The sequence below is a fragment of the Solwaraspora sp. WMMA2101 genome (assembly GCF_049179175.1).
Lineage (GTDB): Bacteria > Actinomycetota > Actinomycetes > Mycobacteriales > Micromonosporaceae > Micromonospora_E.
This window is the reverse complement of record NZ_JBMHMA010000006.1, coordinates 3,440,573-3,467,387: the sequence shown is the minus strand read 5'-3', so window position 1 is coordinate 3,467,387 and position 26,815 is coordinate 3,440,573. Positions and strand designations below refer to the sequence as shown.

Here is a 26,815-nt window from a genome sequence, read left to right as displayed (position 1 = left end):
GCTATCCGCGCCCGTGGTACATCGCCAGGTGGGCTGCGGCGGCGGCCGGCACGGAGAAGTCGCTCCCGGCGCAGGCGGCGACCGCAGCCGCGCGGTCCTGCCCGGTGACCCGACGTCGGGTGGCGCGCCGCAGCGCCTCGGCCCACACCTGGGCGGGTGCGTCCGGGGCGACCAGCGTGACGCCGGCCAGTCGCTCGGCGATGAACCGGGTACCGGGAAGGTCCGAGGCGACCACCGGGGTGCCGACAGCCGCTGCTTCGAGGACGGCCCCGGGCAGGCCCTCGCGCGCCGACGGCAGGATCACGACGTCGGCCTGGCGCATCAGGGCGCCGACGTCCTCGGTCGGCCCGAGCAGGTGGACGTACTCGCCGACCCGGTGTTCGTCCGCGACCGCGCGGACCTGCGCGTCGTCAGCTGCGTTCCGGGTGCCCACCAGCACAGCGCGGACCGGCAGGCCGGCCTCTCGCGCCCTCGCCACCACCGGTGGGATGAGCCAGCGGCGTTTCGCTCCGGACGGGCGGCCGACATGCAGGCACACGACGTCCGCCGGCTGTGCACCGATCTCCGCGCGGAGGTCACGGCTCGATGCGCGGCCGAGGCGGTCGAGGTCGACCCCGTTCGGGATGACCCGGCATCGCGGGTCCGATCTCCAGGCCGGCGAGTACCCGTGCTGGAGCGCCCCCGGCGCCACGCCGACCACGTTGGTGGCGCACCTGCGGATGAGCGCGCGCAGCAGCCACCGTTGCAGGCGGCGACGCGGACTGTCGGGTCGACCGTCACCGTCGCTGCGGAAGTGGGCGATGCGGACCGGCACCCGGGCGAGGGCTGCGAGGAGCAGAATCGCGCCGGAGAACGTCGCCACGTCGGAATGCACGACGTGCGGGCGCAGCGCTCGCAGCAGGGCGAGGAAACGTGCGGGGAAGCCTGGCGCCAGCCGGATCGCGTGTACATGTCCACGCAGCTGTCGCACCTGGGACGCGAGCACCCCCTCGCGACCGGACAAGGTGACGAAGTGCAGCTCGATACCGGCCTCGACCAGTAGCGGCATGAGCTCGATCGTTCTCAGCTCGGTCCCGCCGACGTCGAGCACGCCAAGGACCCGGACCACCACGACCCGGCGGCCGCGAGCGGCAGCGGGCGCCGGCCGGTTCACGACATCGTTCTTGACGTGCACCATCCCTCGTCTCCGCTACGCGTCGCCGTATCCCCAGGGTCAAGCCAGGCATCAGTAACGCTAACCGGCTAACGCCGGCAAAACAGACTATTGTCAGAAAACGCCTGATCGGCGGCTGGTGGGCCTGGGACCCCGCGCCGGCCCCGGATCGCTTGCCGGGCGGTCCGGTTGAGGGTGACGGCTACCGTGCCGAGTGTGCAGACAGCGACGCTCGTATTCCTGGTCATCGGTGGTCTCGGTGTGGCGGTGCTCGCCATCGGGCTGCTCGGCGGGGAGTTGCTGCACCTCGGTGACGTCAGCGCCGACGGTCCGGTGTCGCTCGAGGTGGTCGCCGGCTTCGCCGGGGCGTTCGGATTCGCCGCCGCGATCGCCAACGAACTGATCGGCGCCGACAGCGCCGGCCTGACCGTGGCCGCCGCAGCGATCGGCGTCGCCGCAGCGGTGCCGGTCGGCTGGTTGACCGCCCGACTGTCCCGCGCCGCCCGCAACATGCCGACCGACGCGACCCCGCACCGCACCGACCTGGTCGGCGCCATCGGCGTGGTGATCACCCCGATCCACCCCGGCGGGTACGGGGAGATCCGGGTCCGCCTCGGCGGGCAGCCGGTCAAGTTGAGTGCCCGCGCCGACCGGTCGATCCCACTCGGTGCCGAAGTCTTCGTCGTCGAGGCGGTCAGCGACACCAGCGTCGTGGTCGAGCAGACCCCGTCCGCCGGCTGACGGCCCACCCACCCAGCCCCGCCGGCGGAGGTCGTCCGGGGCAGCCCCACTGGAGGAACACCGTGACCCCACTGCTCATCGCGATCATCGGCGCCGCGGCGCTGGTGCTCGTCCTCATCCTGTTCGTGCTCTCCCGGATCAAGGTCGCCGGCTCCAACGAGGCCTTCATCGTGACCGGGCGCAAGGGCCGCACCACCCAGGCGCTCGACGGTTCCCGCTCCACCGACCTGTCCGGGCAGAAGGTCGTCATGGGTGCCTCGGTGTTCGTCCTGCCCGTCGTGCAGAAGCTGCAGGTGCTCGACCTGTCCAGCCGCCGGATCCACGTCGAGATCACCGGCGCGGTCTCCAAGCAGGGCATCCGGGCGAACCTGCAGGGCGTGGCGATCGTCAAGATCGGCGGTACGGAGGACGCGATCCGGGCCGCCGCTCAGCGGTTCCTCCACCAGCAGGACGAGATCGAGGACTTCACCCGCGAGGTGCTGGCCGGTGCGCTGCGCTCGATCGTCGGCCGGCTCACCATCGAGGAGATCATCCGGGACCGGGCGGCGTTCGCCAGCGCGGTCGCCGAGGAAGCCGAACACTCGATGACCAACCAGGGACTGGTGCTGGACACCTTCCAGCTGCAGGACATCATCGCCGAGGGTTCCTACCTGCAGGACCTGGGCCGGCCGGAGGCGGCCCGGGTACTCAAGGACGCAGCGATCGCCGAGGCGCGGGCCCGGCAGGCCGCCGAGCAGGAGCGGCTGCTGGCCGAGGAGGCGATCGCCGAGGCCAACCGCAACCTGTCGTTGAAGCAGGCGGCCATCCAGGCCGAGATCGACGCGGCGAAGGCCAGGTCGGCGGCGGCCGGTCCGCTCGCCCAGGCCGAACGCGACCAGGCGATCCTCTCCGAGCAGCAGAAGGTCGCCGAGCGCAACGCGGAGCTGAAGGAACGCCAGCTCGACACCGAGGTCCGCAAGCCGGCCGACGCCGCCCGGTACCGGGTGGAGCAGGAGGCCGAGGCGGCGCGCAGCGCGGCGGTGCTGGCCGCCGACGCCGACCGGCAGGCGACGATCGCCGCCGCCCAGGCCGCCGCCGAACAGTCCCGGCTGACCGGTGAGGGCGAGCGGGCCCGACGGGCCGCGTTGGCGGAGGCGAACGCGATCGAGGGTGCCAAGGAAGGTGAGGCGGAGCAGCGGCGCCGTACCGCCATCGCCGACGCGGTCGAGCGGGAGGGCAGCGCCGAGGCGGCGGCGATCCGGGCCCGCGGTGAGGCGGAGGCCGAGGCGATGGCCCGCAAGGCCGAGGCATTCGCCGCGTACGGCGAGGCCGCAGTGCTCGACCTGCTGGTCAAGATGCTGCCGCAGGTGGTGGAGGCGGCGAGCGCCCCGATGGGCTCGATCGACAAGATGACCGTCATCTCCACCGACGGCGCGTCGTCGCTGACCAGGTCGGTGGCGAACAACGTGGCGCAGGGTCTGCAGCTGGGCAACGACCTGACCGGGATCGACCTGGCCGGTCTGCTCGCCCGGCTGGGCGGCGCCGGCGCCGAGTCGGTCGCCGCCGGGCGTACCGACCGCACCCCGGTGGCCGGTCCGTCCGACGGCGCCGGTCGCGGCTGAGCCGCCGGCCACGCCGGCACTGCCGGAGATCCGCTGGCCGCCCGTCGGCCCACCTGCCGACGGGTGGTCAGCGGCGCGACATCCGGGCCGAGTAGAGCGAGGTCTGCTGAATCAGGGTGTCAGCGCTGCAGTCGTAGCTGGCCGGGTCGAAGTCGGCGGTGAGCGCGTCACGCTGGGGTGCGACGCCGGCCCCGGTGAGGGTGACCGTGCCGTCGGCGACGACGTCGGTGAAGGCGACAGTGCCGTCGACGGCCCGGTACCGGTAGGTGACCTCACCGGTGACGGTGAGGGTCAGCGCGACCCCGGAGACCACACCGGCGAACGTCGTACCGTCGCCGTAGTCGGTCCTGCCGTACCCGTCCGCGCGCAGCTCGACCCGGGCGCCCGGCCCGGTCCCGGTGAACCGGGCGCGGCCGAACGGCTCGGGCAGCGCGACGTCCTCCTGGTAGTCGTCCACCTGCCAGCTGCCGACCACGCAGGGATCGCCGTCGGCGGTGACCCGCTGGTCGCCGCCGACACGGTCGCCGTACCGGACCACCAGCACCACCAGGATCGCCGCGACCAGCAGCACGAAGGTGGTGGCGAGCGCGACGATCGGCACCAGGTAGGACCGGCCACCACTTGGCGGCATCTGCGGGGACCGGCCGCCGGCCGGCGGCGGGAACGGGAGTGGTCCGGACGGTGGCGGGTACGGCTGCATCCGACCTCCCCGGGGCCCTGTCGCCGGCAGTGTGGTCGACGCTAGTCGGTGGCCGGCCCGATTCCTTCGGCACGGGCCCAGCGCAGCAGTTCTGCCTCGGCCGCGTCCCGGTCGAGTGGGCCCTGCTCCAACCGCAGCTCCTTCAGGTGCCGCCAGGCCCGGCCGACGATCGGCCCCGGCGGTACGCCGAGCAACTCCATGATCGCGTTGCCGTCGAGATCCGGTCGCACCCGGGCCAGGTCCTCGTCGGCCTGGATCCGGGCGATCCGTTCCTCCAGCGCGTCGTAGTCGGCGGCGAGCCCGGCGGCCTTGCGCCGGTTGCGGGTGGTGCAGTCGGAACGGGTCAGCTTGTGCAGTCGGGCCAGCAGGTCACCGGCGTCGGTGACGTAGCGCCGGACCGCCGAGTCGGTCCACTCGCCCCGCCCGTACCCGTAGAACCGCAGGTGCAGGCCGACCAGCTTGGCCACTTGGGCGGTGGTCTCCTTCGGGTAGCGCATGGCCTTCATCCGGTGCCGGGTCAGCCGGGCACCGACGACTTCGTGGTGGTGGAAGCTGACCCGGCCGTCCGGTCCGACGGCCTTGGTCGCCGGCTTGCCGATGTCGTGCATCAGCGCGGCCATCCGCAGCACGAAGTCACAGCCGTCGTCCTCCAGCCGGACGGCGTTGTTCACCACCGTCAGGGTGTGTTCGTACACGTCCTTGTGCTGGGCGTGTTCGTCGATCTCCAGCCGCAGGCCGGACAGTTCCGGCAGGAACCGGTCGGCGAGTCCGGCGTCGACCAGCAGCCGCAGACCGGCGACCGGGTCGGCGCCGCAGAGCAGCTTGGTGAACTCGTCACGGATCCGTTCGGCGGTGATCCGGTCCAGGTCGGCGGCCATCGTGCTCATCGCCGTACGGACGTCGGGGTGCACGGCGAACCGCAACTGGGCGGCGAACCGGGCGGCCCGCAGCATCCGCAGCGGGTCGTCGCCGAAGGACTCCTGCGGCGTGCCGGGTGTCCGGATGATCTTCGCGGCGAGGTCGGCGATGCCACCGTACGGGTCGGTGAAATCGTGGTCGGGCAGGCTGACCGCCATGGCGTTGATGGTGAAGTCACGCCGCCGCAGGTCGTCGCCGAGATCGTTGCCGTAGGCGACGACCGGGTTGCGGGTCACCCCGTCGTAGGCCTCCGCCCGGAACGTGGTGATCTCCAGGGTGAGGCCGCCGCGTCGGGCGCCGATCGTGCCGAACTCGCGACCGGTCTCCCAGGTCGCCTCCGCCCAGCCCTTGAGCACCGCCAGGGTCTGGTCCGGGTGTGCGTCGGTGCAGAAGTCGAGGTCGTTGCCGAGGCGCCCGAGCAGTGCGTCGCGGACCGAGCCACCGACCAGGTGCAACTCGTGCCCGGCGGCGACGAACCGCCGGCCCAGCTCGTCGGCGACGGGTGACACCCGCAGCAATTCGGCGACGGCGTTGCGTTGCACGACGGTACGGGAGTCGGTGCTGGTGCGGGCATCGGTGCTGGTACGGGCATCGGTGGCGCGGGGCGCGGAGGTCTCGGACATGGGACCGCCAGACTATCCGCTGTGGCCGCCCCGGCAGCCGGCGGGCAGGATGAACCACCGTGTCGATTCCCGAGAGCCTGCGCGGCCTGACCACCGATCCGGCGTTCTGGGCGGCGTACCTGCCGCCGGCCGGCGAGCCGGTGCCCGGACACCACGCCGAGCTGCGGGTGTCGGTGCCGGTGGCCGGCGGCTACGGGCTGGTGCTGGAGATCGACCTGGCGTACGGCGAGTGTCATCTCGGGCTGCGTCAGCCGGGGGCCACCGAGCCGCTGCCGCTGGCCCGCACCGACCCGGGCCGGCCGTACCCGACCGTGTTGCGCTGGGCGGAGCTGGACCTGATCGGTCAGTTGCTCGCCCTGGACGACCCGCAGTGGCGGCACCCTGGGCTGCTGGTGGCGCTGCTGCACCGGTACGCGTCGGCGGACGACCAGGTGGCCGCCGACCAGGTGTCCGCCGATCGGATGGCCGCGCCGGACCGGCCGGCGACCATGCTGGCCACCGCGCTTCGCGGGCTGTCCCGGTCGGCCGACCCGGAGCCGGAGCAGATGCCCGCGGCCGGTCCGGACCAGCCGCCGCTGGCGCTGTTCGACGATCCCCGCTGGTGGCCGACGCCAGTCGCCGACGACCCGCGGATCTTCGACGACGACGCGGTGGCCCGACAGGTCGGCGACCATCTGGCGCACACCGGTGGGGTGCACTGGCGGTACGCGGCCGGCTGGGGCTGGGTGGCGGCCGGGCCTGCCGACGGCGGCGGTACGCCACTGCGGACCCTCGGCGCCGAGTCGTTCCCGTTCGACGACGTCGCCGAACTCGTCCGCCGGGCGGCCGCCCGGCACCGGCGGCTGCTCGACGCGCCCTGGCGGCGGGCACCGCGGATCGCTCCGCTGCTGCAGCGGGTCCGCGAGTCCGGCGACCCGGCGGCGGTGCCGGCGCTCGGCCGGGCACTGGCCGACGCCGGCTGCGACCATCCGACCCTGCTGGACGCGCTGACCGCGCCGGTGGTGCCGGCCGAGGCGGCCTGGGTGGTCGACGCACTGTCGGGCATCGTCCCGGCCGACGACGACGGCCGATAGGCTCGTGCCGGCATCCGGCGTGGCGATTCCGGCGTACCGACGGGGTGGAGGTCCGATGGGCAACGGGTTGTACCGGAGCGCGAACGCCGGCCCCGGCCGGGGCGGCCCGGATCCGGACGGTGCCACGGTCATCTCGGTCGGTCCGGGCGGGCAGCCGCTGGTGGAGGCGTCGGCGCCGCCGGCCGAGCCGCCGACGGTGCTCACCGGTGCCGCCGGTCCGGACGTGCCGGGTGACCGGCCCGGCGGTGCCGAGGCGGATCCGAACGGCGGCGGCAGCGCGGCCACCAACAGCGCGGTCATGGCGCTGGGCAGCCTGGTCAGCCGGGGCACCGGGTTCCTGCGCACCCTGGTGCTGACCGCCGCCCTCGGCGGTGCGTTGGTCGGCAACGCCTACACCACGGCGCAGATCTTCCCCGGCATGGTCTACGAGTTCCTGCTCGGCGGCATCCTGACCAGCGTTCTGGTGCCGGTGCTGATGCGGCGGCGCAAGTCGGACGCCGACCAGGGGCAGGCGTACGCGCAGCGGCTGCTCACCTTGGCGGTGCTCGCGCTCGCGGTGGCGACGCTGGTCGCGATGGCGGCGGCACCGCTGCTGACGATCCTGTACTCCAGCGACGAGACCACCGGTGAGTTCCGGCGGCTGGTCACGCTGCTGTCGTACCTGATGCTGCCGATGATCTTCTTCACCGGGTTGTCGGCGCTGGTCAGCGCGCTGCTCAACACCCGGGGGCACTTCGCCGCCCCGATGTGGGCGCCGATCCTCAACAACCTGGTCGTGATCGCCACCCTCGGCACGTACATCGCGGTCTTCGGTGCCCGGATCGTCAGCCCCGAGGAGATGACGGCGGGTCGGATCGTGCTGCTCGGCGGCGGCACCCTGCTCGGCGTCGTCGTGCAGGCAGCCGGCCTGGTCCCGGCCCTGCGCAAGGTCGGGTTCCGGTGGCGGTGGCGGTTCGACTTCCGGCAGCTGGGGCTGGCCGAGCTGGGCCGGCTCGGTGCCTGGATGTTCTGCTACGTCGCGGTCAGTCAGCTCGGCCTGGTGGTGCTCTTCAACCTGCTCAACCGTGCCGGCGACGAGGACAAGGCCGGCCCGCTGATCTACAACAACGTGTTCCTGCTGCTCATGATGGCGCACGGCATCATCGCGGTCTCGGTGATCACCGCGCTGATGCCCCGGATGAGCAGTGCCGCCGCCGACGGCCGGCTCGACGACGTCGCGGCCGACCTGTCGCGCGGCACCCGCACGGTGACCGCGGTGCTCGCACCGATCGCGGTCTGTTACGCGGTGCTGGCCACGCCGGTGTCGTTCGCCCTGTTCCGGTACGGCGCCTTCAGCTCGGAGGCGGCCACCGCCACCTCGGTGGTGCTACTCGCCGCCGCCCTGGCCCTGGTGCCGTTCGCGGTCAGTCAGCTGTTCACCTTCGCGTTCTACGCGCTGCCGGACACCCGGACCCCGGCGTTGATCAACATCCCGGTGGTGGGCTTGCGGGTGCTGGTGCAGATCGGGCTGTTCGCCGCGTTGTCGGTGCAGTTCGCGGCGGCCGGGCTGATGATCGGCAACGGTGTGTCGTACCTGGCGGCGGCGGTGCTGTCGGCCTGGCTGGTCCGTCGGCGGGTCGGCCGGATCGGGTTCGGCGCCATCATGGTCACCTTCGGCAAGGTGGCGTTGGCGGCGGTCGGTGCCGCGCTGGCCGGGTGGCTGGTGCTGTTCGTGCTGCCGGGTGGCGACTCGCCCAGTCAGATCATGGCCTTCGTCCAGTTGTTCGTGGGCGGCGCGGTGATCGGGCTGGTCTATCTCGGGCTCGCCGTGGTGCTGCGGATCCGCGAGGTGAGCGACCTGTTGTCGATGGTGCGCCGCCGGCTGGGGCGCTGAGACCGCCGGCGACTCCACAGCGGTACGGCGTACCCACGCCCTGTGGACCAACCTGTGGATAACTTCGGCTATCACGCTCGACAGCAGGTCAGAGGCTGTGGATAACTCAGGAACAAGATCCTCGTTACGGGCGGTGTCCGGACCTCGTCGGTCAGCCCGAGCCCGTCCGGGCGGTACAACGTATTATCAGCCGCAGAGGTTATGCGGATGATCGCGGTCCGGTGGGTCGGCCTGACCCAGATGGCCGCAGCGGCCCGGTGGGCAGTGCGGGCGAGCCCCGAGGTGCTGCGGGAAGCTGGCATGTTGGTCGTCGCGGAACACAGGTAAGGTCGCTCTGGACGGGTGCGTGCGACATCTATCGTAGGAAGCAACGTCCCACCGGCACCCGCGCGGGCAGCGACAGACACTGTGCGAGCAGCGGCGCGGCCGTTCGACCGAAACGATCAACAAGGACCGGACGATCAACAAGGGAGGACGGGTGACCCAGGTCGGCGAAGGCCAAGAGGCGGACGAGGTCAGTCCGCCGATGATGGCCTTCGGAGCGCCAACCGTCGGCGAGATCCTCGCCGAGCGGTACCAGCTGGCTGCGCACGTCAACGACGACAGCGCCGGTAGGCAGGTCTGGCGTGGCGTCGACGTGGTGCTCCGTCGTCCGGTCGCGGTCGTGCTGCGCTACCCCGGCGGCGACTCCGCGATGGAGATGCTGCAGGCGGCCGTACGGGCCAGTCGGGTCATCCACTCCAACCTCGTCGGCGTCTACGACGCGATCGACGAAGGTCAGCGGGCGTACGTGGTCCGCGAGTGGGTCGACGGCGACTCCCTGCGTGAGGTGATCGCGGCCGCCGGGCCGCTCGACGCCGCCCGCGCGACGATGATCGCCCACTCGGTCGCCTCGGCGATCGCGGCGGTGCACGCCACCGGCATGGTGCACGGCAACATCCACCCGGGCACCGTGATGATCGGCCACGACGGTCGGGTGGTCCTCGCCGATGCCCGTGCCGACAGCTCCGACACCTACGAGACCGACATCCGGGCCATCGGCGGGGTGCTCTACTTCGCGATGACCGGCCACTGGCCACATCGCGAGGCGGGCGTCACCGCCCTGCCGGACGCGGTCCGCGACACCACCGGTGCGGTGGTCGCACCCCGGCAGCTGCGTCCCGGCGTGCCGGCGTACGTCGACGACCTGACCATGGACCTGCTCGACCCGCGCCTCGCGCTGCCCTCGTCCGAGGTGCTCGCGGCCGAGCTGAGCCGGCTCGACGCGGCCACCGAGGAGCACTACCTCGACAGCGTCGGCCCGCTGCGGTTCACCGCGTCGGCCGACGATCCCAGCGAGCCGGCGCAGGCCTCCCGGCGCAAGATCGCGGCGGGCATCGCCGGCCTGGTCGTGATCGCGGTGATCGGGCTCTTCTTCGGCATCAGCGCCCTCGGCGGCGACGGTGACGGCGGCGACGGCCAGTCACCCGCACCGCAGACCCAGACCAGCGCGACGCCCGGCACCGGGGAGACCGCCGCCCCGGCACCGCCCAAGCCGATCCCGCTCACCGCCGACCAGGTGCGCATCGTCGACGCCGACGGGGCCCGCGACGAGCTCGACGGTGCCGAGGCCACGGTCGACGGGGACACCAGCACCGGCTGGTTGACCGACGCCTACGAGCGCAACCCGAACTTCGGCAACCTCAAGCGGGGCATGGGTGTGCTGATCGACCTGCAGGAGCCCCGGTCGGTGACCAGCGTCCGGGTGGAACTCTCCGCCTCCGGCAGCTCCGCCGAGCTGCTGGTCGGCCCGGCCGACCCCGGGTCGAGCCGGGACGGCGACAACGAGGTGGTCGACACCTTCACCCAACGCATCGGCGAACCGTTCGAGAACGCCGACGGCGCGACCCTGACCTTCAGCGGTTTCTCGCCCGACGAGACGTACCAGTACCTCATGGTGTGGATCACCAAGCTCCCGCCGATCGGCGGCGAGAAGTACCAGATTGGCGTCCAGGAGATAACGGTAGAGGGGCCATGACCGAACGCCGGGCTGACCTCGGCGACGACGAACTGCTCCGGGCGCACGTCGAGGGCGATCCGGAGGCGTTCGCCGAGCTGGTGAACCGGCACCGGGACCGGCTCTGGGCCGTGGCGCTGCGGACGGTGGGGGACCGGGAGGAAGCCGCCGACGCGCTGCAGGACGCGCTGCTGTCGGCGCACCGGGGGGCTGCCCGCTTCCGCGGTGACTCCGCGGTCACCACCTGGCTGCACCGGATCGTCGTGAACGCCTGCCTGGACCGGCTGCGGCGGCGGCGGACCCATCCGACGGTCCCACTGCCCGACGGCAGCCACGACGACGACGACGGGGTACGTGGCGTCGAACCGGCCGCACCGGCGGTCGACCACGACACCGCGCTCGTCGTCCGGCAGGCCCTGGCCGAACTGCCGGTGGAGCAGCGGGCCGCGTTGATCCTGGTCGACGTGCAGGGCTATCCGGTCGCTGAGGTCGCGGTGCTGCTCGGCGTCGCCGAGGGTACGGTCAAGAGCCGTTGCGCCCGCGGGCGGGCGCGCCTCGCCGGACTACTCGGACATCTCCGCCCGCACCGGGCGGACGTCGCTGTCGCACCGCCCTGCGGGCCAGTGCCCTCGCTCACGCCGCGGAACCCCAGCCGACTCGACGACGTCCCATCAGGGTCCGCACGCGGCGACAGCGCCAAGGAGGAACGGTGACCGCCGACCGGTTCGCCGAGGTCGATCGGGACCTGCTCGCCGACTATGTCGGTGGGGCGCTCGACGGCACCCCGGACCAGGTCGTGGTGGACCGGTTGATCGCTCAGCACCCGGCCTGGCGGACCGCCCACGACGAGCTGGTCGACGCCTCCCGCCTGGTCCAGTCGACGCTGGCCGAGTGGGGCAGTCAGGCAGAGCCGATGCCGCAGGGCGTCGCCGACCGGATCACCGCGGCGCTCGCCGCCGAGCCCCTTCCCGCCGCCGTACCGGCCATGGTTGCGGCACCGCTGGCCGACCGCACCGGTACGGCAGCCGACCACCTGGCACCGCCGGTGGAGATCACCAGCGCGACCGGCCGCGACCGCACCCGCCGGGACGGTCGGCGCCGCCGGTGGCAGCGGTACGCCACCCCGGTCGCGGTCGCCGCAGCTGCTGCCGCGCTCGCCGGCCTCGGTCTGCAGCAGTTGCTCGGCGGCGGCTTCACCGACGAGGCCAGCACCACGGCCGGCGGCGCGCCGGACAGCGCCGGCGGGGTGGAGTCCGCTCAGCAGGAGGGGTCGCCGAACACGATGATGGAGCCCGGTGCCCCCACCGCGCCGCGCATCCTGGCCTCGGGGACCGACTACCAGCGTGCGACGCTCGCACCGGCAGTCGAGGCGGCCGTGGGCCGCGCCGGCGAGGACTACACGCAGCAGAGCCCGGACGATGTCGTCCTGCAGGAGGAGCCGACCCCGTCGGCCGCCCTCGGCCGTTTCACCGACCAGGCCGCGCTGGCCGACTGCCTGGCGAGCGTCACCGCCGAACACGGCACCGGCGCGCTCGGCGTCGGCGTGGTCGACCTCGCACTCTTCGAAGGCGCCCCGGCGCTGGTCATCTCGTTCACCGACAGTGCCGGTGCCGCCTGGATCTGGGTCAGCGGATCCCGCTGTGGGGTGCCCGCCGCCGGCGCGGACACCCGATACTCGACCCAGGTAGGGTGACCGGGACGCACGGCGTGACGTGAGCCACGCCCGGCCGGGACGGGAATGCCGCCGCGACACCGTGACGTTTGAATCAACAGTCGCCGATCGGCAACATCACACCTTGGGAGTCGGCAGTGGACGAGGTCCGCAACCTGATCATCATCGGCTCGGGTCCGGCCGGATACACCGCCGCGGTGTACGCCGCACGCGCCAACCTGAAGCCGCTCGTCATCGAGGGGGTGCAGTCGGGCGGCGCGCTGATGACCACGACCGAGGTCGAGAACTTCCCCGGCTTCCCCGACGGGATCATGGGCCCGGAGCTGATGGACTCGATCCGCAAGCAGGCCGAACGGTTCGGTGCCGAGTTCGTCACCGACGACGTCACCCGGGTGGAGCTGGCCGACACCGGCACGCCGGGTTCCGCCGAGACGAGCACGGTCTACGTCGGCGAGACGGCGTACCGGGCCAAGGCCGTGATCCTCGCGACCGGCTCGGCGTGGCGTCCGCTGGGTGTCCCCGGCGAGCAGGAGTTCCTCGGCCACGGCGTCTCCTCCTGTGCCACCTGCGACGGGTTCTTCTTCCGCGGCCAGCACATCGTGGTGGTCGGCGGCGGCGACTCGGCGATGGAGGAGGCGACCTTCCTGACCAGGTTCGCCGAGTCGGTGACGATCGTGCACCGTCGCGACGAGTTCCGGGCGAGCCGGATCATGGCGGCCCGGGCCCTGGGCAACGAGAAGATCCGGGTCGAGTGGAACAGTGTCGTCGAGGAGATCCTCGGCACCGACGGTAAAGTCTCCGGGGTCCGGATCCGTAACACGCACAGCGGTGAGTCCACGACGCTCGACGTGACCGGGGTCTTCGTCGCCATCGGCCACGACCCGCGCAGTGAGATGTTCCGCGGCCAGGTGGAGCTCGACGGCAACGGCTACGTGCTGGTCGACTCGCCGAGCACCCGGACCAGCGTCCCGGGCGTCTTCGCCGCCGGTGACCTGGTCGACCACACATATCAGCAGGCGATCACCGCTGCCGGCAGCGGCTGCGCGGCGGCGCTCGACGCCGAGCGCTACCTCGCCACACTCGAAGAGGTCTGACCACCTGCGTCGCGGGCGGTCGAGGAGGAGGATTTCGTGGGAGCTACCCGAGCGGTCACCGAAGCCAGTTTCACCAGCGACGTGCTCATGTCCGACAAGCCGGTGCTGGTGGACTTCTGGGCTGAATGGTGCCAGCCCTGCCGCAAGGTCGCACCACTGCTGGAGGAGATCGCCGCCGAGATGGGCGACAAGGTGGAGATCGTCAAGCTGAACATCGACGAGAACCCGGAGATCGCCCGCAAGTACCGGGTGATGTCGGTGCCCACGCTGACCGTGTTCAAGGGCGGCGAGCCGGTGCAGTCCGTCGCCGGTGCCCGGCCCAAGGGCGACCTGGTGAAGCTCATCGAGTCCGCCTTCTGATCCGTACCGACCTGACGACGCCGGCCCGGTGCTGTACAGCACCGGGCCGGCGTCGTTTCCGTGCCCATCTCGTTGCCCGTACCCGTGTCGCCGCCGCTGGCCCGTGACCGGGCACCCGTCCGGTCCGCATCGGGGCAACCCCGGTACGGTCGCCGCGCAACCGGGTTACGCTCCGGACGTCCCGCTCGATCCAGGGGGGAGGTCGGGGTCCCGTGCGTCCCATCCGCCGTGACGATCAGGGTCCCGCCGTGGCCGAGATCCGCTCGATCCTGGTCAACCTGGAGCTGCTCGCCCCCGACCCCGGAGCCGACCGGTTCGACGCGGCCACCGAACACGCCGTACGCGCCTTTCAGCAGTGCCGTGGCCTGAGCATCGACGGCCGGGTCGGCGCGGAGACCTGGCGGGCACTCGACGCCGCCCGGTGGCGCCTCGGCGACCGGGCGCTCTACCACTCCGTCGCCGATCCGCTGGTGGGCGAGGACGTACGGACCCTGCAGGAACGCCTGCTGGAGATGGGCTACGACGTGGGGCGGGCAGACGGGGTCTACGGCGGCCGGACCGCCCGCGCCCTCACCCAGTTCCAGCGGGAAGTGGGGCTGACCGCAGACGGTACCTGTGGCCCGTACACCATGCACGCACTGCGCCGGTTGGGCCGCAAGGTCGTCGGCGGCCGGCCGCAGTGGCTGCGCGAGTCCGACGCCCTGCGCCAGTCCGGCCCGACCCTCGTCGGCAAGACCATCGTCGTCGACCCCGGCCACGGCGGCCCCGACCGGGGCGTGGTGGTGACCGACGGCGAGCTGAGCTGGGCCGAGGCGGACCTGGCGTTCGACCTGGCCGCCCGGTTGGAGGGCCGGCTGGCCGCCGCCGGCATGCGGGTCCACCTGACCCGGGGCCCGTACGCGGAGACCGCCGTGACCGACCTGGAGCGCACCCGGACCGCCAACGAACTCGGTGCGGACCTGTTCATCTCGCTGCACGTCGACGGGCACACCAACCCGGCGGCGGAGGGGGTCGCGACGTACCACTACGGCACCGGCACCGGTGCCACGTCAACGGTCGGCGAGCGCCTCGCCGGGCTGGTGCAGCGGGAGATCGTGGTCCGCACCGGGCTGCACGACTGCCGGGTGCACGCCAAGAGCTGGGAGCTGCTGCGGCTGACCCGGATGCCGGCGGTCCGAGCGGACGTCGGCTACCTCACCTGCGCCGGGGACCGGGCCAGGCTGGTCCGCCCCGGCTTCCGTGACCAGGTCGCCGAGGCGCTGGTGGCCGCAGTGCAGCGGATGTACTACCCGACGGAGCTGGACGTGCCGACCGGGTCGATCGACGTACGAACGTTACGGGCCGCCATGGAGGCCACGGCGGACGCCTGAGTCGGCCCGGTCGACGGGTCGCCGGTCAGTTGGTCATCGCCCGGACCGCCGGTCAGTTGGTCATCGCCCGGGTCGCCGGGCGCAGCAGACTCTCCGGGCTCATCGAGCCGAGCAGCTTCTCCAGCGCGTACTCCACGTCCGACTTCCACGACAGCGCGGTCCGCAGCTCCAGCCGCAGCCGGGGGAACCGGGGATGCTGCCGGACCGTCTTGAAGCCGACCGACAGGTAGAAGTCGGCCGGGGCGAGGCAGTTCGACGGCCCGTCGTCGGCCAGGTCCGGGTCGACCGGCCGGGCGTCGCCGAACGCCTCGATCGCCCGGATGCCCCGTTTGGTGAGATCCCGGGCGACGCCCTGCACCAGCATCCGGCCCAGGCCGCCGCCGGCGAACGGTGGCACCACGTGCGCCGTGGTCAGCAGCACCGCGTCGGCCGACACCGGCGAGGTGGGGAAGGCCATCGACCGGGGCAGGTACGCCGGCGGGGCGTACATGACGAAGCCGGCCGGCATCCCGTCGACGTAGGCGAGCTTGCCGCAGGAACCCCACTCGAGGAGCGTCTGGGAGACCCAGGCCTCCTTCTCCAGGCCGGGATCGCCGCAGGCGCGGGCGCGGTCGGCGGCGACCGGATCGAGCTCCCAGAAGACGCACTGCCGGCACGAGCCGGGCAGTTCCTCCAGCGTGTCCAGCGTCAGACTGACCAGACGTCGCGACATGCGCGTTCCCCCACACCCCACCGGATCATGTCGTGAAACCCGCCGAGTTCCACCAGGCGCCGTCTCTTCGTCCCCAACGAGCGATCGTACGCCGCAACCGCCCGTCCGGGGAGGGGTCGGACAGGCTGAGAATGGCCGGTGGGGCCAATCCCGATCGGCTGGTCCGACATGTGGGCCCGCGCGGTAATGCCGACGCGGTACGGCGACACGCCGGACTACCATCAAACGATCAGTGCGTGTCGCGGTCGGCCATCCCCGGCACCACCGGAGCGACGCGTATCGAGGTGAAGCCCATGACCGGCACGACGCTCGACGACTACACCGACCGCTATGCCCGCCGGGTCCGCGGCATGACCGCATCCGAGATCCGGGCACTGTTCGCCGTCGCCAGTCGGCCCGAGGTGGTCTCGCTCGCCGGTGGGGCACCGTACGTCGCGGCGCTGCCGCTCGACGCCGTCGGCGAGATGCTCGGCCGGCTGGCGTCGGAGACCGGCACCTCCACCCTGCAGTACGGCATCGGTCAGGGCACCCTCGACCTGCGGGAACGCATCTGCGAGGTGATGTCGTTGTCCGGCATCGACGTCTCCTCCGGTGCCTCCCCGGAGGACGTCGTGGTGACCGTCGGCGGCCAGCAGGCCCTCGACCTGGTCGCCCGGCTCTTCCTGGACCCGGGCGACGTGGTGCTCGCCGAGGGGCCCACCTACGTCGGTGCCCTCGGCGTCTTCCAGGCGGCCCAGGCCCAGGTGGAGCACGTACCGATGGACGCCGACGGGTTGATCCCCGAGGCCCTGGAGCAGGCGATCACCGAGGTCGCCAGGTCGGGGCGGCGGGCGAAGTTCCTGTACACGATCCCCACGTTCCAGAACCCGGCCGGGGTGACCCTCACCGAGGAGCGCCGGGAGCGGGTGCTGGACATCTGTGAACGCGCCGGCCTGTTGGTGATCGAGGACGACCCGTACGGCCAGCTCAGTTTCGACGGCGAGGCCCCCGCGCCGCTGCGGGCCCGCCGCCGGCACGGCGTGTTCTACCTGAGTACGTTCTCCAAGACCTTCGCGCCGGGCCTGCGGGTCGGCTGGATCCTGGCGCCGCACGCGGTACGCGAGAAGCTGGTCATCGCCAGCGAGGCGCAGATCCTCTGCCCCAGCGCGTACGCGCAGGCCGCCGTCGCCACCTACCTGGCGACGATGCCGTGGCGGGAGCAGCTCAAGACGTACCGCGAGGTGTACCGGGAGCGGCGGGACGCGCTGCTGGACGCGCTCACCGATCTGATGCCCGCCGGCACCACCTGGACCCGGCCCAGTGGTGGCCTGTTCGTCTGGGCGTCGCTGCCGGAAGGGCTCGACGCCAAGGCAATGGTGCCCCGGGCGATCGCCGCGCGGGTCGCGTACGTGCCCGGGACCGGTTTCTACGCCGACGGCTCGGGCGCCGGCAACATGCGGCTGAACTTCTCCTTCCCGCCGCCGGAGCGGATCCGCGAAGGGGTCCGCCGACTCGCCGGGGTGATGGAACGCGAGGCCGCGATGCGGGAGGTGTTCGGCCCGGTCACCGGTGCCGGTGCCCGGCGGCGACGCCCCGGCGCGGACACCCCCGGGCCAGACTTGGCATGATTCGGGCATGAGCCCACAGCCCGAGCCCACCGCCGCCGCCCGTGACCTGCGGGTACTGGTTCTCGCCGGCGGCCTGTCCTACGAGCGGGACGTCTCCCTGAAGTCCGGCCGCCGGGTGCTGGACGCGCTGCGCTCGGCCGGCGTGGAGGCCGAACTGCGCGACGCCGACGTCACCCTGCTGCCGGCGTTGCGCGCCGACCCGCCGGACGCCGTCGTGATCGCGTTGCACGGTGCCACCGGGGAGGACGGGTCGCTGCGCGGGGTGCTCGACCTGTGCGGCGTGCCGTACGTCGGCTGCGACGCCCGAGCGGCCCGGCTGGCCTGGGACAAGCCCTCGGCGAAGGCGGTGTTGCGGGAGGCCGGCATCCCTACCCCGGACTGGGTGGCGTTGCCGCACGACCGGTTCTCCGAGCTGGGCGCGGTCGCCGTACTGGAACGGATCGTGGAACGCCTCGGCCTGCCGCTGATGGTCAAGCCGGCGCAGGGCGGCTCAGGGTTGGGGGCCGCCGTCGTGCGCGAGGCCGCCGAACTGTCCGCCGCCATGGTCGGTTGTTTCGCGTACGACTCGACAGCACTGGTCGAGCGGTACGTGACCGGCATGGACGTCGCGGTGTCGGTGGTCGACCGGGGTGACGGGCCGGAGAGCCTGCCGGCGGTCGAGATCGTGCCGCGCAACGGGGTCTACGACTACGCGGCCCGGTACACCGCCGGCCTGACCACCTGGCACGCCCCGGCCCGGCTCGACGACGAGGTGGCCGGTCAGGTGGCCGCCACCGCCGTCGCCGCACACCGGGCGCTCGGCCTGCGGGACGTCTCCCGGGTCGACCTGATCGTGGACCGGCAGGGTCAGCCGCACGTGCTGGAGGTCAACGTCTCCCCCGGGATGACCGAGACCTCGTTGCTGCCGCTCGCGGTGGAGGCCGCCGGGCTGGATCTCGGCCGACTACTTGCCGCCCTGGTCGACCGGGCCGCCGCCCGTCGGTGACCCCGCAGGGACAGCGGCACCTGCTGGTGCCGCTGGTGCCCGTGGCGGCTGCGTCGCCACTGGCGTCTCCGGCCCGGTCGTAGCCTCGTCCGCCTCGTCCGCCTCCCGGGCGGCGTCCGGGTCCGCAGCGGCGCGATCGACGTCGGCCGGTTCGCCGACTGCGTTCTCGGCCCGCCCGGTCAGCGCCTGCACGGCGAGCTCGTCGAGGTCAGCAGCGGGCTCGATACTCTCGATCGGCAGTACGGCGACCGCCACCGACCCGTCGCCGTCGGTTGGGCCGCTGGCGGGCGCGTCCTCGTCGAAGTTGGTGTCCGGGTCGATCGGGTGACTCGCCTGCTCGGTCAGGCTCGACGGGGCGCGCCACTCGATGCGCGGTGGCTCGGCCAACGGCCGCCCGCCGAACTCGGCGAGCCAGGCCGCCACCAACGCCAGATTCTCCCGCCACCGCGACTCGGAGATCGGCGGCAGGATGCTGTCCCACAGCGAGAGGAACGTACCCCGTAGCTGCAGCTGCCCGTACGGACGGGCCAGGAACCACAGGTGCAGATGTGCGGAGCCGTCGCCCCACCGGTTCACGTGCACCCGCGCCACCCCGTCCAGGGACCGGATGGCGCGCTCCAGCCGTACCGTCAGCACACCCAGCTCAGCGGCGAGAAGATTCGGCAGGTCCCCGAGGTCGAAGTGGGACCGGGACTCCAGGATCAGCACCATCGGCAGACCGGTCGGCCGGTCCATGGCCCGGACCCGCCAACGCTCGCTCACCCAGATGTAGGCGTCGTCCGGCGCGGCGCAGGACGAGCACTCCGCCGTACCTTCCCCCTTGCGTGGCGGCTCGACGTCGACCGGGTCGTCGAGCTGCTTGACCCGCAGGTCACCTTCGAAGGGGAAGGAGGGCCATCGCGCAAAGTCGGGAATCGCGTCTGGGGTGTGGGGCACGACGCTGACCCTAACCGAGTCTGCCCGACCTGTCGTTCCCCGTTTCGGACGGCCGCCGCCCGCCGTGCGTGCCCGTCCCGCCAAGCGGGCCGGACCGCCCCTGGAGGTCGGCCGCAGACACCGGCCACGGCGGTCGTCGCCGCCATCCACAGCGTTGTCCACAGAAGTTATCCACAGGCAGACAACCCGATCCACCCGCTGTTTCACGTGAAACGACGCGCCCTGTGGACAACGCCTGTGGACAACGCGCTACCTACTCACACCGCCTGCTGACGCTTGTCGGATCCCGGTTGACCCGGTCCGGCCTCTGCCAGCGGAGTCAGCGTCGACCGGGTCGTCGGTGGCCCCCGGTCCTCAACGATCCAGTCCCGCGATGGTGACCACACACCGCGGGGCTCCTGTCGGGCGAGTCGCGTACGCGCGGCCCGGGTCAGGCCGCCGGTGTTTCACGTGGAACGGGCGGGCTTGGCGTTTCACGTGGAACGGGGGCTTGGCGTTTCACGTGAAACGGCCCCGACCCGAGGGTTGCGGGTGGGGCCGTTCACGTGAAACGTGGTACCGACGGTCAGTCCTGGTCGGCAGGAACCTCTTCACCGTCCATGCCGATGATCCCGACGATCCGCTCGAGATCGTCGACCGTGGCGAACTCGATCGTGATCTTGCCCTTGCTCCGACCGATGTCCACCTTCACCCGGGTGTCGAACCGGTCGGAGAGCCGGTCCGCCAGGTCCGCCAGCGCGGGCGCGTGCGCCTTCGGACGCCGTGGGGGCGTGCCTGGACGCTTGGCGGGCTCCTCGGTAGCCGCCAGGGCAACCAGTTCCTCGGTCGCCCGTACCGACAGACCCTCGGCGACGATCCGCAGCGCCAGCGCGTCCTGGGCCTCCGTGTCGTCGAGTCCGAGCAACGCACGGGCATGTCCGGCGGAGAGCACGCCGGCCGCCACCCGCCGCTGCACCTGCGCCGGCAGGTTCAGCAGGCGGATCGTGTTCGAGATCTGCGGCCGGCTCCGGCCGATCCGCCGCGCCAGCTCCTCATGCGTGGCCCCGAACTCCTCCAGCAACTGCTGGTAGGCGGCAGCCTCCTCGAGCGGGTTCAGATTGGCGCGATGGATGTTCTCCAGGAGCGCGTCCCGGAGCATCGCGTCGTCCTTGGTCTCCCGGACGATCGCCGGGATGCTCTCCCGGCCGATCGCCTGGGCGGCCCGCCACCGACGCTCGCCCATGACGAGCTCGTACTGCTCGCCGCCGTCCAGCTGCCGCACGACGATCGGCTGAAGAAAGCCGACCTGCTCGATCGAGACCTTCAGCTCCTCGAGCGCCTCGTCATCGAAGACCTGCCGCGGCTGCTTGGGGTTCGGGACGATCGCATTCACCGACAACTCGGCGAATCGGGCACCCGGCACCGGCGAGAGTGCCTCCTCGACCGGGGCCGGAGGTGCCTCCGGCGGGTACGGCGGGGCCGGGTCGAGACGGTCGGCGGTCGCCACCGGTGCCACCGGACCGGTGGGCCGGACAGCCGGCGGCGGCGCGACCTGCGTACCGGTCTGGGCAGGGGCGGGTGCCGCCGTAGGGATCAAGGCGCCGAGCCCTCGACCGAGCCCGCCCTTGGGACGGTTCTTCATGCCCTGCCTCCCGAACTACCCACAGTGTCAGACATTGCCCACACGCCGTGCCGCCCCACGTTCGGCGATCTCCTGAGCCGCCTCGAAGTAGCTCGTCGCACCCCGCGAACCGGGATCGTAGGTCATCACCGACTGCCCGTAGCTCGGTGCCTCGGAGACCCGGACGTTGCGCGGGATGACCGACTGCAGAACCTTCTCGCCGAAGTGGTTGCGGACGTCCTGCTCCACCGCGTCAGCCAACCGGGTCCGGCGGTCGTACATGGTCAACAGGATCGTCGAAACGTCCAGTGTCGGGTTGAGGTGCTGCCGGACCAGGTTGATGTTGTTGATCAGCTGGTTGAGCCCTTCCAGCGCGTAGTACTCGCACTGGATCGGGATCAGCACCTCCTGGGCGGCGACCAGCGCGTTGACCGTCAGCAGGCCCAACGACGGAGGGCAGTCGATGAACACGTAGTCCAGCTCGGCCGGGTAGGCGGTGATCGCCCGGGACAGCCGCGATTCGCGGGCGACCACTGAGACCAGCTCGATCTCGGCACCGGCGAGGTCGATGGTCGCCGGCACACACCAGAGGTTGGGGATGCCTTCGACCGGCTGCGCCACTTCGGTCAGCGGGACGTTGTCGATCAGGCAGTCGTAGACGTCGGGCACGCCGGCGTGGTGCGGGACGTTGAGTCCGGTCGAGGCGTTGCCCTGCGGGTCGAGGTCCACGACCATGACCCGGTTTCCGTGCAACGCCAGCGCCACGGCGAGGTTGACCGTGGTGGTCGTTTTTCCGACGCCGCCCTTCTGATTCGCGACACACATCACCCGGGTCCGGTCCGGCCGGGGCATGGTCACCTCGCCGCTCGGGTTCAGAATCTGCACGGCGCGCAAAGCCTCCATTGCCAAGGGGGGATCATCCTCTTCCCGGTTCGGTGTTTCACGTGAAACGTAGGGGGCGTCGACGGCCGACGGGCCAGGTCCCCCCGGCGGGGCCTGCGGCCCGGGACCCACCACAGCCGCCGGCACCGGTTCCCCGGCCTGTGGCGGTACCGCTGTCGGTGGTCCCACGGGCGCCGTCGGCACAGCGACCGGCGCTGACCGTGTGGTCGGTGGTGCACCGGCGTCAGCCATCGATCCGGTCCTCCCATTCGACCAGTCGGGGGCGTACGAGGTTTCACGTGAAACCACCGCAGGGTCACCGCCCTGGCGATCGCCCGTCAGCCGTGGATCGTCGTACCTACCGTTGTCATGCACCGTGTCATCCCTGCCCGCCGTGGATGGATCGGCACCGCCAGCGCTCACGTCCGCGCTTTCGGGCGTGGCGTGCGGACCAGCAAGAGGCGGCATGATCGAGCCGTTACACGATGCCGCCCGGTCCACACTATCGACGCGCGGCCAGCCTACGGGGATCAGGGCCGGCGTGGCCACGGCCGACTGTCCGACGTGTCGCAGCCTTCACGGCAGGACGGGTGGTCGGTCGCGGATCAGGAGCTGCCCCGACGCGGGGCGCTTCGTCCCGGTCCACCACCCGCGCGGCCCTGACCGTCGGACCGACCGTGGCCCTGGGATCGGCCCTGACCGTCGGACCGACCGTGGCCCTGGGATCGGCCCTGACCGTCGGACCGACCGTGGCCCTGGGATCGGCCCTGACCGTCGGCGCGACCGCTGCGGTGTGATCGGCCGCGCCCGGCTGCGGTCCGACCCCGGGCAGCAGGAGCCGGACCGGCCGGGCCACCCACCCGGCCGATCTCCACCACCGTCGTCGGAGGGTCGAGCCACCGTTCACCGCACGTCCGCAGCACCGGCTCCGCACCACCCGCGCGGACCACCGCGACCCGGTGCTCGGCCACCTCGGCGGCAGCCGAGCCGCCCTTCATCGCCAACAGCCGGCCACCCGGCTCGGCCAACGGCAGGCACCAACCGACGAGGCGGTCCAGCGGCGCTACCGCCCGCGCGGTGACGATCGGGGCAGCGCCATCCGGACGGCTGCGGCTCAGCTCCTCGGCTCGGCCCCGGACCACCTCCACCGATCCGCCGAGACCCAGCAGATCGACCGCCTCGACCAGGAACGCGGTACGTCGGGCCAGCGGTTCGACGAGCATCACCGACAGATCCGGTCGGGCGATGGCGAGCGCCAACCCGGGTAGCCCCGCGCCGGAGCCGACGTCCACCACCGTCGAACCGGTCGGCACCAGTTCGCCGAGGACCGCGCAGTTGAGCAGGTGGCGGTCCCACAGCCGGGGCACCTCACGCGGGCCGATGAGGCCTCGGAGCGTGCCCTCGGTCGCCAACAGGTCGGCGTACCGGACCGCGAGCGGCAGCCGTTGCGGGCCGAAGATCTCCGCGGCCGCCGCAGGTACCGCCGTGGACGGAACCGGCCCGGACAGGTGGTCCCTGTCCGGGCCGGTGGCCGCCCGGTCGTCTGACTCGGGCTGAGGCGTCATGGTGTCAGTCGGCCGGCCGGACGACGATCCGCCGGGTCGGTTCGACACCCTCGGACTCACTCAGTACGCCGTCGAGCGCGTTCACCACGTCGTGGACGCACTTGCGCTCGAACGCCGACATCGGCTCGAGCCGTACCGGCTCGCCGTACTCCTTGACCTTCTCCACCGCGTTCTTCGCGACGGCCGCCAGCTCCTTGCGGCGGCTTGCCCGGTAGCCGCCGACGTCGAGCAGCAGCCGGCTCGGCGTACCGGTCTGCCGGAAGATCGCGAGCCGGGTCAGCTCCTGCAGCGCCTCCAGGGTGGCACCGCGCTGTCCCACCAGCGCGTTGAGCTGCCCGCCGACCACCTCGACCACCGGCCGTCCGCCGGACACCAGTTCGTCGATGTCGCCGTCGTAGTCGAGGATGTCCAGCAGACCCTCGACGTAGTCCGCCGCGATCTCGCTCTGCCGGAACAGGTCGTTGTCGCTCGGCGCCGCAGCCGGCGGTGCCGCTGCCTCACCCGCCGCGTCGGCGTCATCTGCGTCGTCGATGTCGTCCTCCGCGTCCACCGCGGCCCCGGTCGGAGCCACCTCCTCATCCACGGATGAGTCGGCACTGGGCAGGCTGGTATCGGTCACGGTGTCATCTCCGTACTCGCTCGGCGGGACCGGTCGGTCCGCTGGTTTCCCAGGGGCCGGCGGACGGGCGCCGAGCCTCTGGGGACGTCTGTGCTTCCCGCAGTCGGGGCGGGTGGTGGCCCGGACGGACATCGGCGGGTGACCGGGACCGTACCGGTCACCGCGAAACGTCCGAGCCGGACGGTCACCCCGGACGCTTGGCCGGGCGCCGCTTCTTCGGGTTGACCGGTTTGGCACCCGGCTTGGGCTTGAGCGCCTCGTTGACCGGAGCCGGCTGCGGCTCGGGCTCCGCCTTGGCCCCGTTGGCCTTGCGGGCGAAGATCCCGCCCGACTTCGGCTTGGTGTCCGCGGCGGCGGCAGCGGTACGGCCCGAGCCACCGGTGGCGGGGCGGGTCGACGAGCGGGCACCCGACGACCGGTCAGCCGGCTTGCCCTTGCCGGCGGGCATCGGCGGTGGCGGGAACTTGCGCAGCACCCACTGCTGCTGGCCCAGCGTCACCAGGTTGTTGACCACCCAGTAGATGATCACGCCGATCGGGAAGATCGCGCCGGAGACGAGCAGCGAGGCCGGGATGCCGTAGAGCATCAGCCGCTGGATCATCTTCTGCTGCGGGTCCTCGGCCCATCCGGTCTTGAGGATCATCTGCCGGCTGGTCAGGTAGGTCGTCACGATCATGACCAGCACCAGAATTCCGGCGATCACCTTGACCGTGGTGCCGTTGGCGCCCATCGCCGCCAGCTCCTCGGCGGTGGAGCCGAACTTGCCGGCGATCGGCGCGGTGAACAGGTTGGCCCGGGAGGCGTCGAGGAACTGGTCCGTGGTCCAGCCGTAGAGGTCGGTGTTGACCGTGCGCTCCGGGTTGAGCCGGCGCAGGATGTGGAACAGGCCGATGAAGACCGGGATCTGGAGGAACATCGGAAGGCAGCCCATCAACGGGTTGGCCTTCTCCACCCGGTACAGCTCCATCATTTCCTTCTGGAGCGTCTCCCGGTCACCCTTGTGCTTCTCCTGGAGCTCCTTGACCTTCGGCTGCAGTGCCTGCATCGCACGCTGCGACTTGATCTGCTTGACGAAGACCGGGAACAGGATCACCCGGACGGTGACCACCAGGAAGATGATGGCCAGGATCCACGACCAGTTGGTGCCGAGAACCTCCCCGGACGGCACACCGATCCGGTCCCAGGCCGAGTGCCAGAACAGGAGGATCCACGAGATCGCCCAGTAGATCCAGTCGAGACTCAATTCGGGGCTCCAGTCGCATCGGCACGGCGGCCGCCCGGCATCGGTACCGGGTCATATCCACCGGGGTGGAAGGGATGGCATCGCAGCAACCGCCCGCCCGCCAGCAGCACGCCCCGTAGTGCACCGTGCCGGGCGATCGCCTCCTGGGCGTACGCGCTGCACGACGGGTAGAACCGACAGCGGGCCGGCAGAGCCGGGCTTATCCAACGACGGTACGCGACGATCGCCGCTGTCAGCAGGCGGCCACCCGGTGTCGCCGGCCGGGGCAGTCCGTCGGCGGAGTTCATCGCGCCTCCCCGGGCCGCTGTCGGCCGTCGTCGGTCGCTGACGCGGTACCGGCGGTCGGCCGCCGGGCGACACCGGCGGTACGGCGCGGCCCCCGTCCACCGGACGGCCGGTGGGCCGCCGCCAGCGCCGCGTCGAGATCAGTGGCGAGTTGAGCAGAGGAGCACCCGGCTGCCGGCGGCAGCGCCCGCACCACGACCGTCGCACCGGCGGGCAGGCCCGCCAGCCTCGGCCGGACCAGGTGTCGCAGCCGGCGGCGCACCGTGTTGCGGGTCACCGCGTCGCCCACCGCCTTGGACACGATGAACCCGGCGCGGGCTCCCTGGACGGGAGCGGCCGCGCCGGGTTCGGTGACCGTAGAGCCCGGTGGAAGCAGCAGATGCACGACGAGTGACCCCCGGCCGGCTCGCCGACCACCGCGTACGACCTCGGAGAAGTCGGCACGGTGTCGGACGCGCTGTGCGGCGGCCAGCATGGCTGTTACATCCCCGCGACGCCGGCGAAGGCCGTCAGGCCGACAGGCGGGCGCGGCCCTTGGCGCGACGGGTGGCGAGGATGGCCCGACCGGCACGCGTACGCATACGCAGCCGGAAGCCGTGGGTCTTGGCACGCCGGCGGTTGTTCGGCTGGTAGGTACGCTTGCTCACGTCAGTCACTCCGTCAGGTGTGGCCCCGGCCGGGGACCGGAGTCGGTGTCGTCAAACCGGGTGGTACTCGATAACCGGGTGGTGCTGGTCACCGGCCTGTGGTTACCAGTCACCGGTCTGTGGTTGCCAGTGCGCCTGCCTGTGCAGGCACAACACACCGGTCGAGCTTACCAGAGCGATCCAGTCCCCTGACCTGCCCGGCCCACCGGCGCACCACCTGGCCGCCGGGATCCGGACCACCCGGCCAGCGGCACCGTCACCGATTTGCCGCACACCGACAACGGCGGCCCGGCACCGCCGGTTGAACGGTCGTGGACGACGCTGTTAGCGTGCGCGATTGCCGGTCACGCACCAGGCGACACCTGGCACCGGTTCATCGGCGAGGATCGACCAGCCAGGTCGGTCGCGGACACCGGTGACCACCGGGGCGCCGGACCGGTGGGGGGGCGACTCGGGGCGGCCGACGGGGGAGCCGGGTCAGCAGTACACACAGGTTGTGGATAACTTGTGGATGACGGTCAGTTGAGCGGCCCGCGGCATGCTCGTCGTACCTGTTCGAG

At 71.9% G+C, this 26,815-nt stretch carries 23 protein-coding genes and 2 pseudogenes; 12 read left to right on the top strand and 13 right to left on the bottom strand.

Features of this window, described 5'->3' with window-relative positions; all coding sequences use genetic code 11:
- Position 1: 1 nt before the first annotated feature.
- Positions 2-1,177 (bottom strand): glycosyltransferase family 4 protein, encoded by a 1,176-nt coding sequence (locus ACN28F_RS16580; protein WP_421358554.1) that lies wholly within the window; start codon positions 1,175-1,177, stop codon positions 2-4.
- A 192-nt stretch (positions 1,178-1,369) separates the two neighbouring features.
- On the opposite strand from ACN28F_RS16580, the gene ACN28F_RS16575 reads away from it, so the two are divergent.
- A complete protein-coding gene (locus tag ACN28F_RS16575) occupies positions 1,370-1,894 on the top strand; it encodes an NfeD family protein (RefSeq protein WP_289208839.1) in 525 nt (174 codons plus the stop codon).
- 62 nt (positions 1,895-1,956) lie between these two features.
- Entirely contained in the window at positions 1,957-3,495 is a 1,539-nt protein-coding gene (locus ACN28F_RS16570; protein ID WP_289208838.1) for a flotillin family protein, read from the top strand.
- 67 nt (positions 3,496-3,562) lie between these two features.
- On the opposite strand, the gene ACN28F_RS16565 is transcribed toward ACN28F_RS16570, so the two are convergent.
- Positions 3,563-4,195, bottom strand: a complete 633-nt coding sequence (locus tag ACN28F_RS16565) for a hypothetical protein (protein WP_421358552.1) — start codon at positions 4,193-4,195, stop codon at positions 3,563-3,565.
- A gap of 41 nt (positions 4,196-4,236) precedes the next feature.
- The gene (locus tag ACN28F_RS16560; RefSeq protein ID WP_289208836.1) at positions 4,237-5,736 is read right to left on the bottom strand and encodes a CCA tRNA nucleotidyltransferase; all 1,500 of its coding nucleotides are present in this window, start codon (positions 5,734-5,736) and stop codon (positions 4,237-4,239) included.
- A gap of 59 nt (positions 5,737-5,795) precedes the next feature.
- Here ACN28F_RS16560 and ACN28F_RS16555 point away from each other — a divergent pair, with 59 nt between their 5' ends.
- From ACN28F_RS16555 to ACN28F_RS16520, 8 genes are all read left to right on the top strand, one after another.
- The gene (locus tag ACN28F_RS16555; RefSeq protein ID WP_421358550.1) at positions 5,796-6,809 is read left to right on the top strand and encodes a hypothetical protein; all 1,014 of its coding nucleotides are present in this window, start codon (positions 5,796-5,798) and stop codon (positions 6,807-6,809) included.
- A 55-nt stretch (positions 6,810-6,864) separates the two neighbouring features.
- The gene (gene murJ, locus ACN28F_RS16550; protein ID WP_289208834.1) at positions 6,865-8,682 is read left to right on the top strand and encodes a murein biosynthesis integral membrane protein MurJ; all 1,818 of its coding nucleotides are present in this window, start codon (positions 6,865-6,867) and stop codon (positions 8,680-8,682) included.
- 478 nt (positions 8,683-9,160) lie between these two features.
- On the top strand, positions 9,161-10,699 hold the full coding sequence (locus ACN28F_RS16545; protein ID WP_421358548.1) for a protein kinase family protein: 1,539 nt from the start codon (positions 9,161-9,163) through the stop codon (positions 10,697-10,699).
- Positions 10,696-11,391: an RNA polymerase sigma factor SigM gene (gene sigM, locus ACN28F_RS16540; RefSeq protein WP_289208832.1), complete on the top strand. Its 696-nt coding sequence runs from the start codon at positions 10,696-10,698 to the stop codon at positions 11,389-11,391. The genes ACN28F_RS16545 and sigM overlap by 4 nt, the downstream gene beginning before the upstream one ends.
- Positions 11,388-12,371 carry a hypothetical protein gene (locus ACN28F_RS16535; RefSeq protein ID WP_421358546.1) on the top strand — a complete coding sequence of 328 codons (984 nt, stop codon included), beginning with the start codon at positions 11,388-11,390 and terminating at the stop codon, positions 12,369-12,371. The genes sigM and ACN28F_RS16535 overlap by 4 nt, the downstream gene beginning before the upstream one ends.
- Before the next feature lie 116 nt (positions 12,372-12,487).
- The gene (gene trxB / locus ACN28F_RS16530; protein ID WP_421358544.1) at positions 12,488-13,444 is read left to right on the top strand and encodes a thioredoxin-disulfide reductase; all 957 of its coding nucleotides are present in this window, start codon (positions 12,488-12,490) and stop codon (positions 13,442-13,444) included.
- 36 nt (positions 13,445-13,480) lie between these two features.
- On the top strand, positions 13,481-13,804 hold the full coding sequence (gene trxA, locus ACN28F_RS16525) for a thioredoxin (RefSeq protein WP_282224556.1): 324 nt from the start codon (positions 13,481-13,483) through the stop codon (positions 13,802-13,804).
- Between the two features lie 212 nt (positions 13,805-14,016).
- The gene (locus ACN28F_RS16520) at positions 14,017-15,174 is read left to right on the top strand and encodes an N-acetylmuramoyl-L-alanine amidase (RefSeq protein ID WP_421358542.1); all 1,158 of its coding nucleotides are present in this window, start codon (positions 14,017-14,019) and stop codon (positions 15,172-15,174) included.
- 52 nt (positions 15,175-15,226) lie between these two features.
- Here ACN28F_RS16520 and ACN28F_RS16515 read toward each other — a convergent pair whose 3' ends face one another.
- The gene (locus tag ACN28F_RS16515) at positions 15,227-15,886 is read right to left on the bottom strand and encodes a GNAT family N-acetyltransferase (RefSeq protein WP_289208827.1); all 660 of its coding nucleotides are present in this window, start codon (positions 15,884-15,886) and stop codon (positions 15,227-15,229) included.
- Between the two features lie 293 nt (positions 15,887-16,179).
- On the opposite strand from ACN28F_RS16515, the gene ACN28F_RS16510 reads away from it, so the two are divergent.
- Both ACN28F_RS16510 and ACN28F_RS16505 read left to right on the top strand, forming a co-directional pair.
- Positions 16,180-17,493, top strand: coding sequence for a PLP-dependent aminotransferase family protein (locus ACN28F_RS16510; protein ID WP_289208826.1), 1,314 nt, complete (start codon positions 16,180-16,182; stop codon positions 17,491-17,493).
- A gap of 7 nt (positions 17,494-17,500) precedes the next feature.
- Entirely contained in the window at positions 17,501-18,478 is a 978-nt protein-coding gene (locus ACN28F_RS16505; protein WP_289208825.1) for a D-alanine--D-alanine ligase family protein, read from the top strand.
- Here the strand turns inward: ACN28F_RS16505 and ACN28F_RS16500 are convergent.
- The 9 genes and pseudogenes from ACN28F_RS16500 to rpmH form a co-directional block, all read right to left on the bottom strand.
- Positions 18,437-19,393 (bottom strand): hypothetical protein, encoded by a 957-nt coding sequence (locus ACN28F_RS16500; RefSeq protein WP_421361418.1) that lies wholly within the window; start codon positions 19,391-19,393, stop codon positions 18,437-18,439. The genes ACN28F_RS16505 and ACN28F_RS16500 overlap by 42 nt on opposite strands.
- A 586-nt stretch (positions 19,394-19,979) precedes the next feature.
- Positions 19,980-21,035 carry a ParB/RepB/Spo0J family partition protein gene (locus ACN28F_RS16495; protein WP_289208824.1) on the bottom strand — a complete coding sequence of 352 codons (1,056 nt, stop codon included), beginning with the start codon at positions 21,033-21,035 and terminating at the stop codon, positions 19,980-19,982.
- A gap of 27 nt (positions 21,036-21,062) precedes the next feature.
- Entirely contained in the window at positions 21,063-22,271 is a 1,209-nt protein-coding gene (locus tag ACN28F_RS16490; protein WP_289210780.1) for a ParA family protein, read from the bottom strand.
- Positions 22,272-22,699: 428 nt separating this feature from the next.
- A pseudogene (gene rsmG / locus ACN28F_RS16485) lies at positions 22,700-23,404 on the bottom strand (16S rRNA (guanine(527)-N(7))-methyltransferase RsmG); the annotation flags it as partial.
- Positions 23,405-23,465: 61 nt separating this feature from the next.
- Complete coding sequence (locus ACN28F_RS16480) at positions 23,466-24,080, bottom strand: protein jag (protein ID WP_289208823.1); 615 nt, start codon at positions 24,078-24,080, stop codon at positions 23,466-23,468.
- 184 nt (positions 24,081-24,264) lie between these two features.
- Positions 24,265-25,323, bottom strand: a complete 1,059-nt coding sequence (gene yidC, locus ACN28F_RS16475) for a membrane protein insertase YidC (RefSeq protein WP_289208822.1) — start codon at positions 25,321-25,323, stop codon at positions 24,265-24,267.
- Positions 25,320-25,610 (bottom strand): membrane protein insertion efficiency factor YidD, encoded by a 291-nt coding sequence (gene yidD / locus ACN28F_RS16470; protein WP_421358539.1) that lies wholly within the window; start codon positions 25,608-25,610, stop codon positions 25,320-25,322. Before yidD ends, yidC begins: the two co-directional genes overlap by 4 nt.
- A gap of 92 nt (positions 25,611-25,702) precedes the next feature.
- Positions 25,703-26,083: pseudogene (gene rnpA, locus ACN28F_RS16465) on the bottom strand (ribonuclease P protein component); the annotation flags it as partial.
- 34 nt (positions 26,084-26,117) lie between these two features.
- On the bottom strand, positions 26,118-26,255 hold the full coding sequence (rpmH, locus tag ACN28F_RS16460; RefSeq protein ID WP_282224565.1) for a 50S ribosomal protein L34: 138 nt from the start codon (positions 26,253-26,255) through the stop codon (positions 26,118-26,120).
- Between the last annotated feature and the right edge of the window lie 560 nt (positions 26,256-26,815).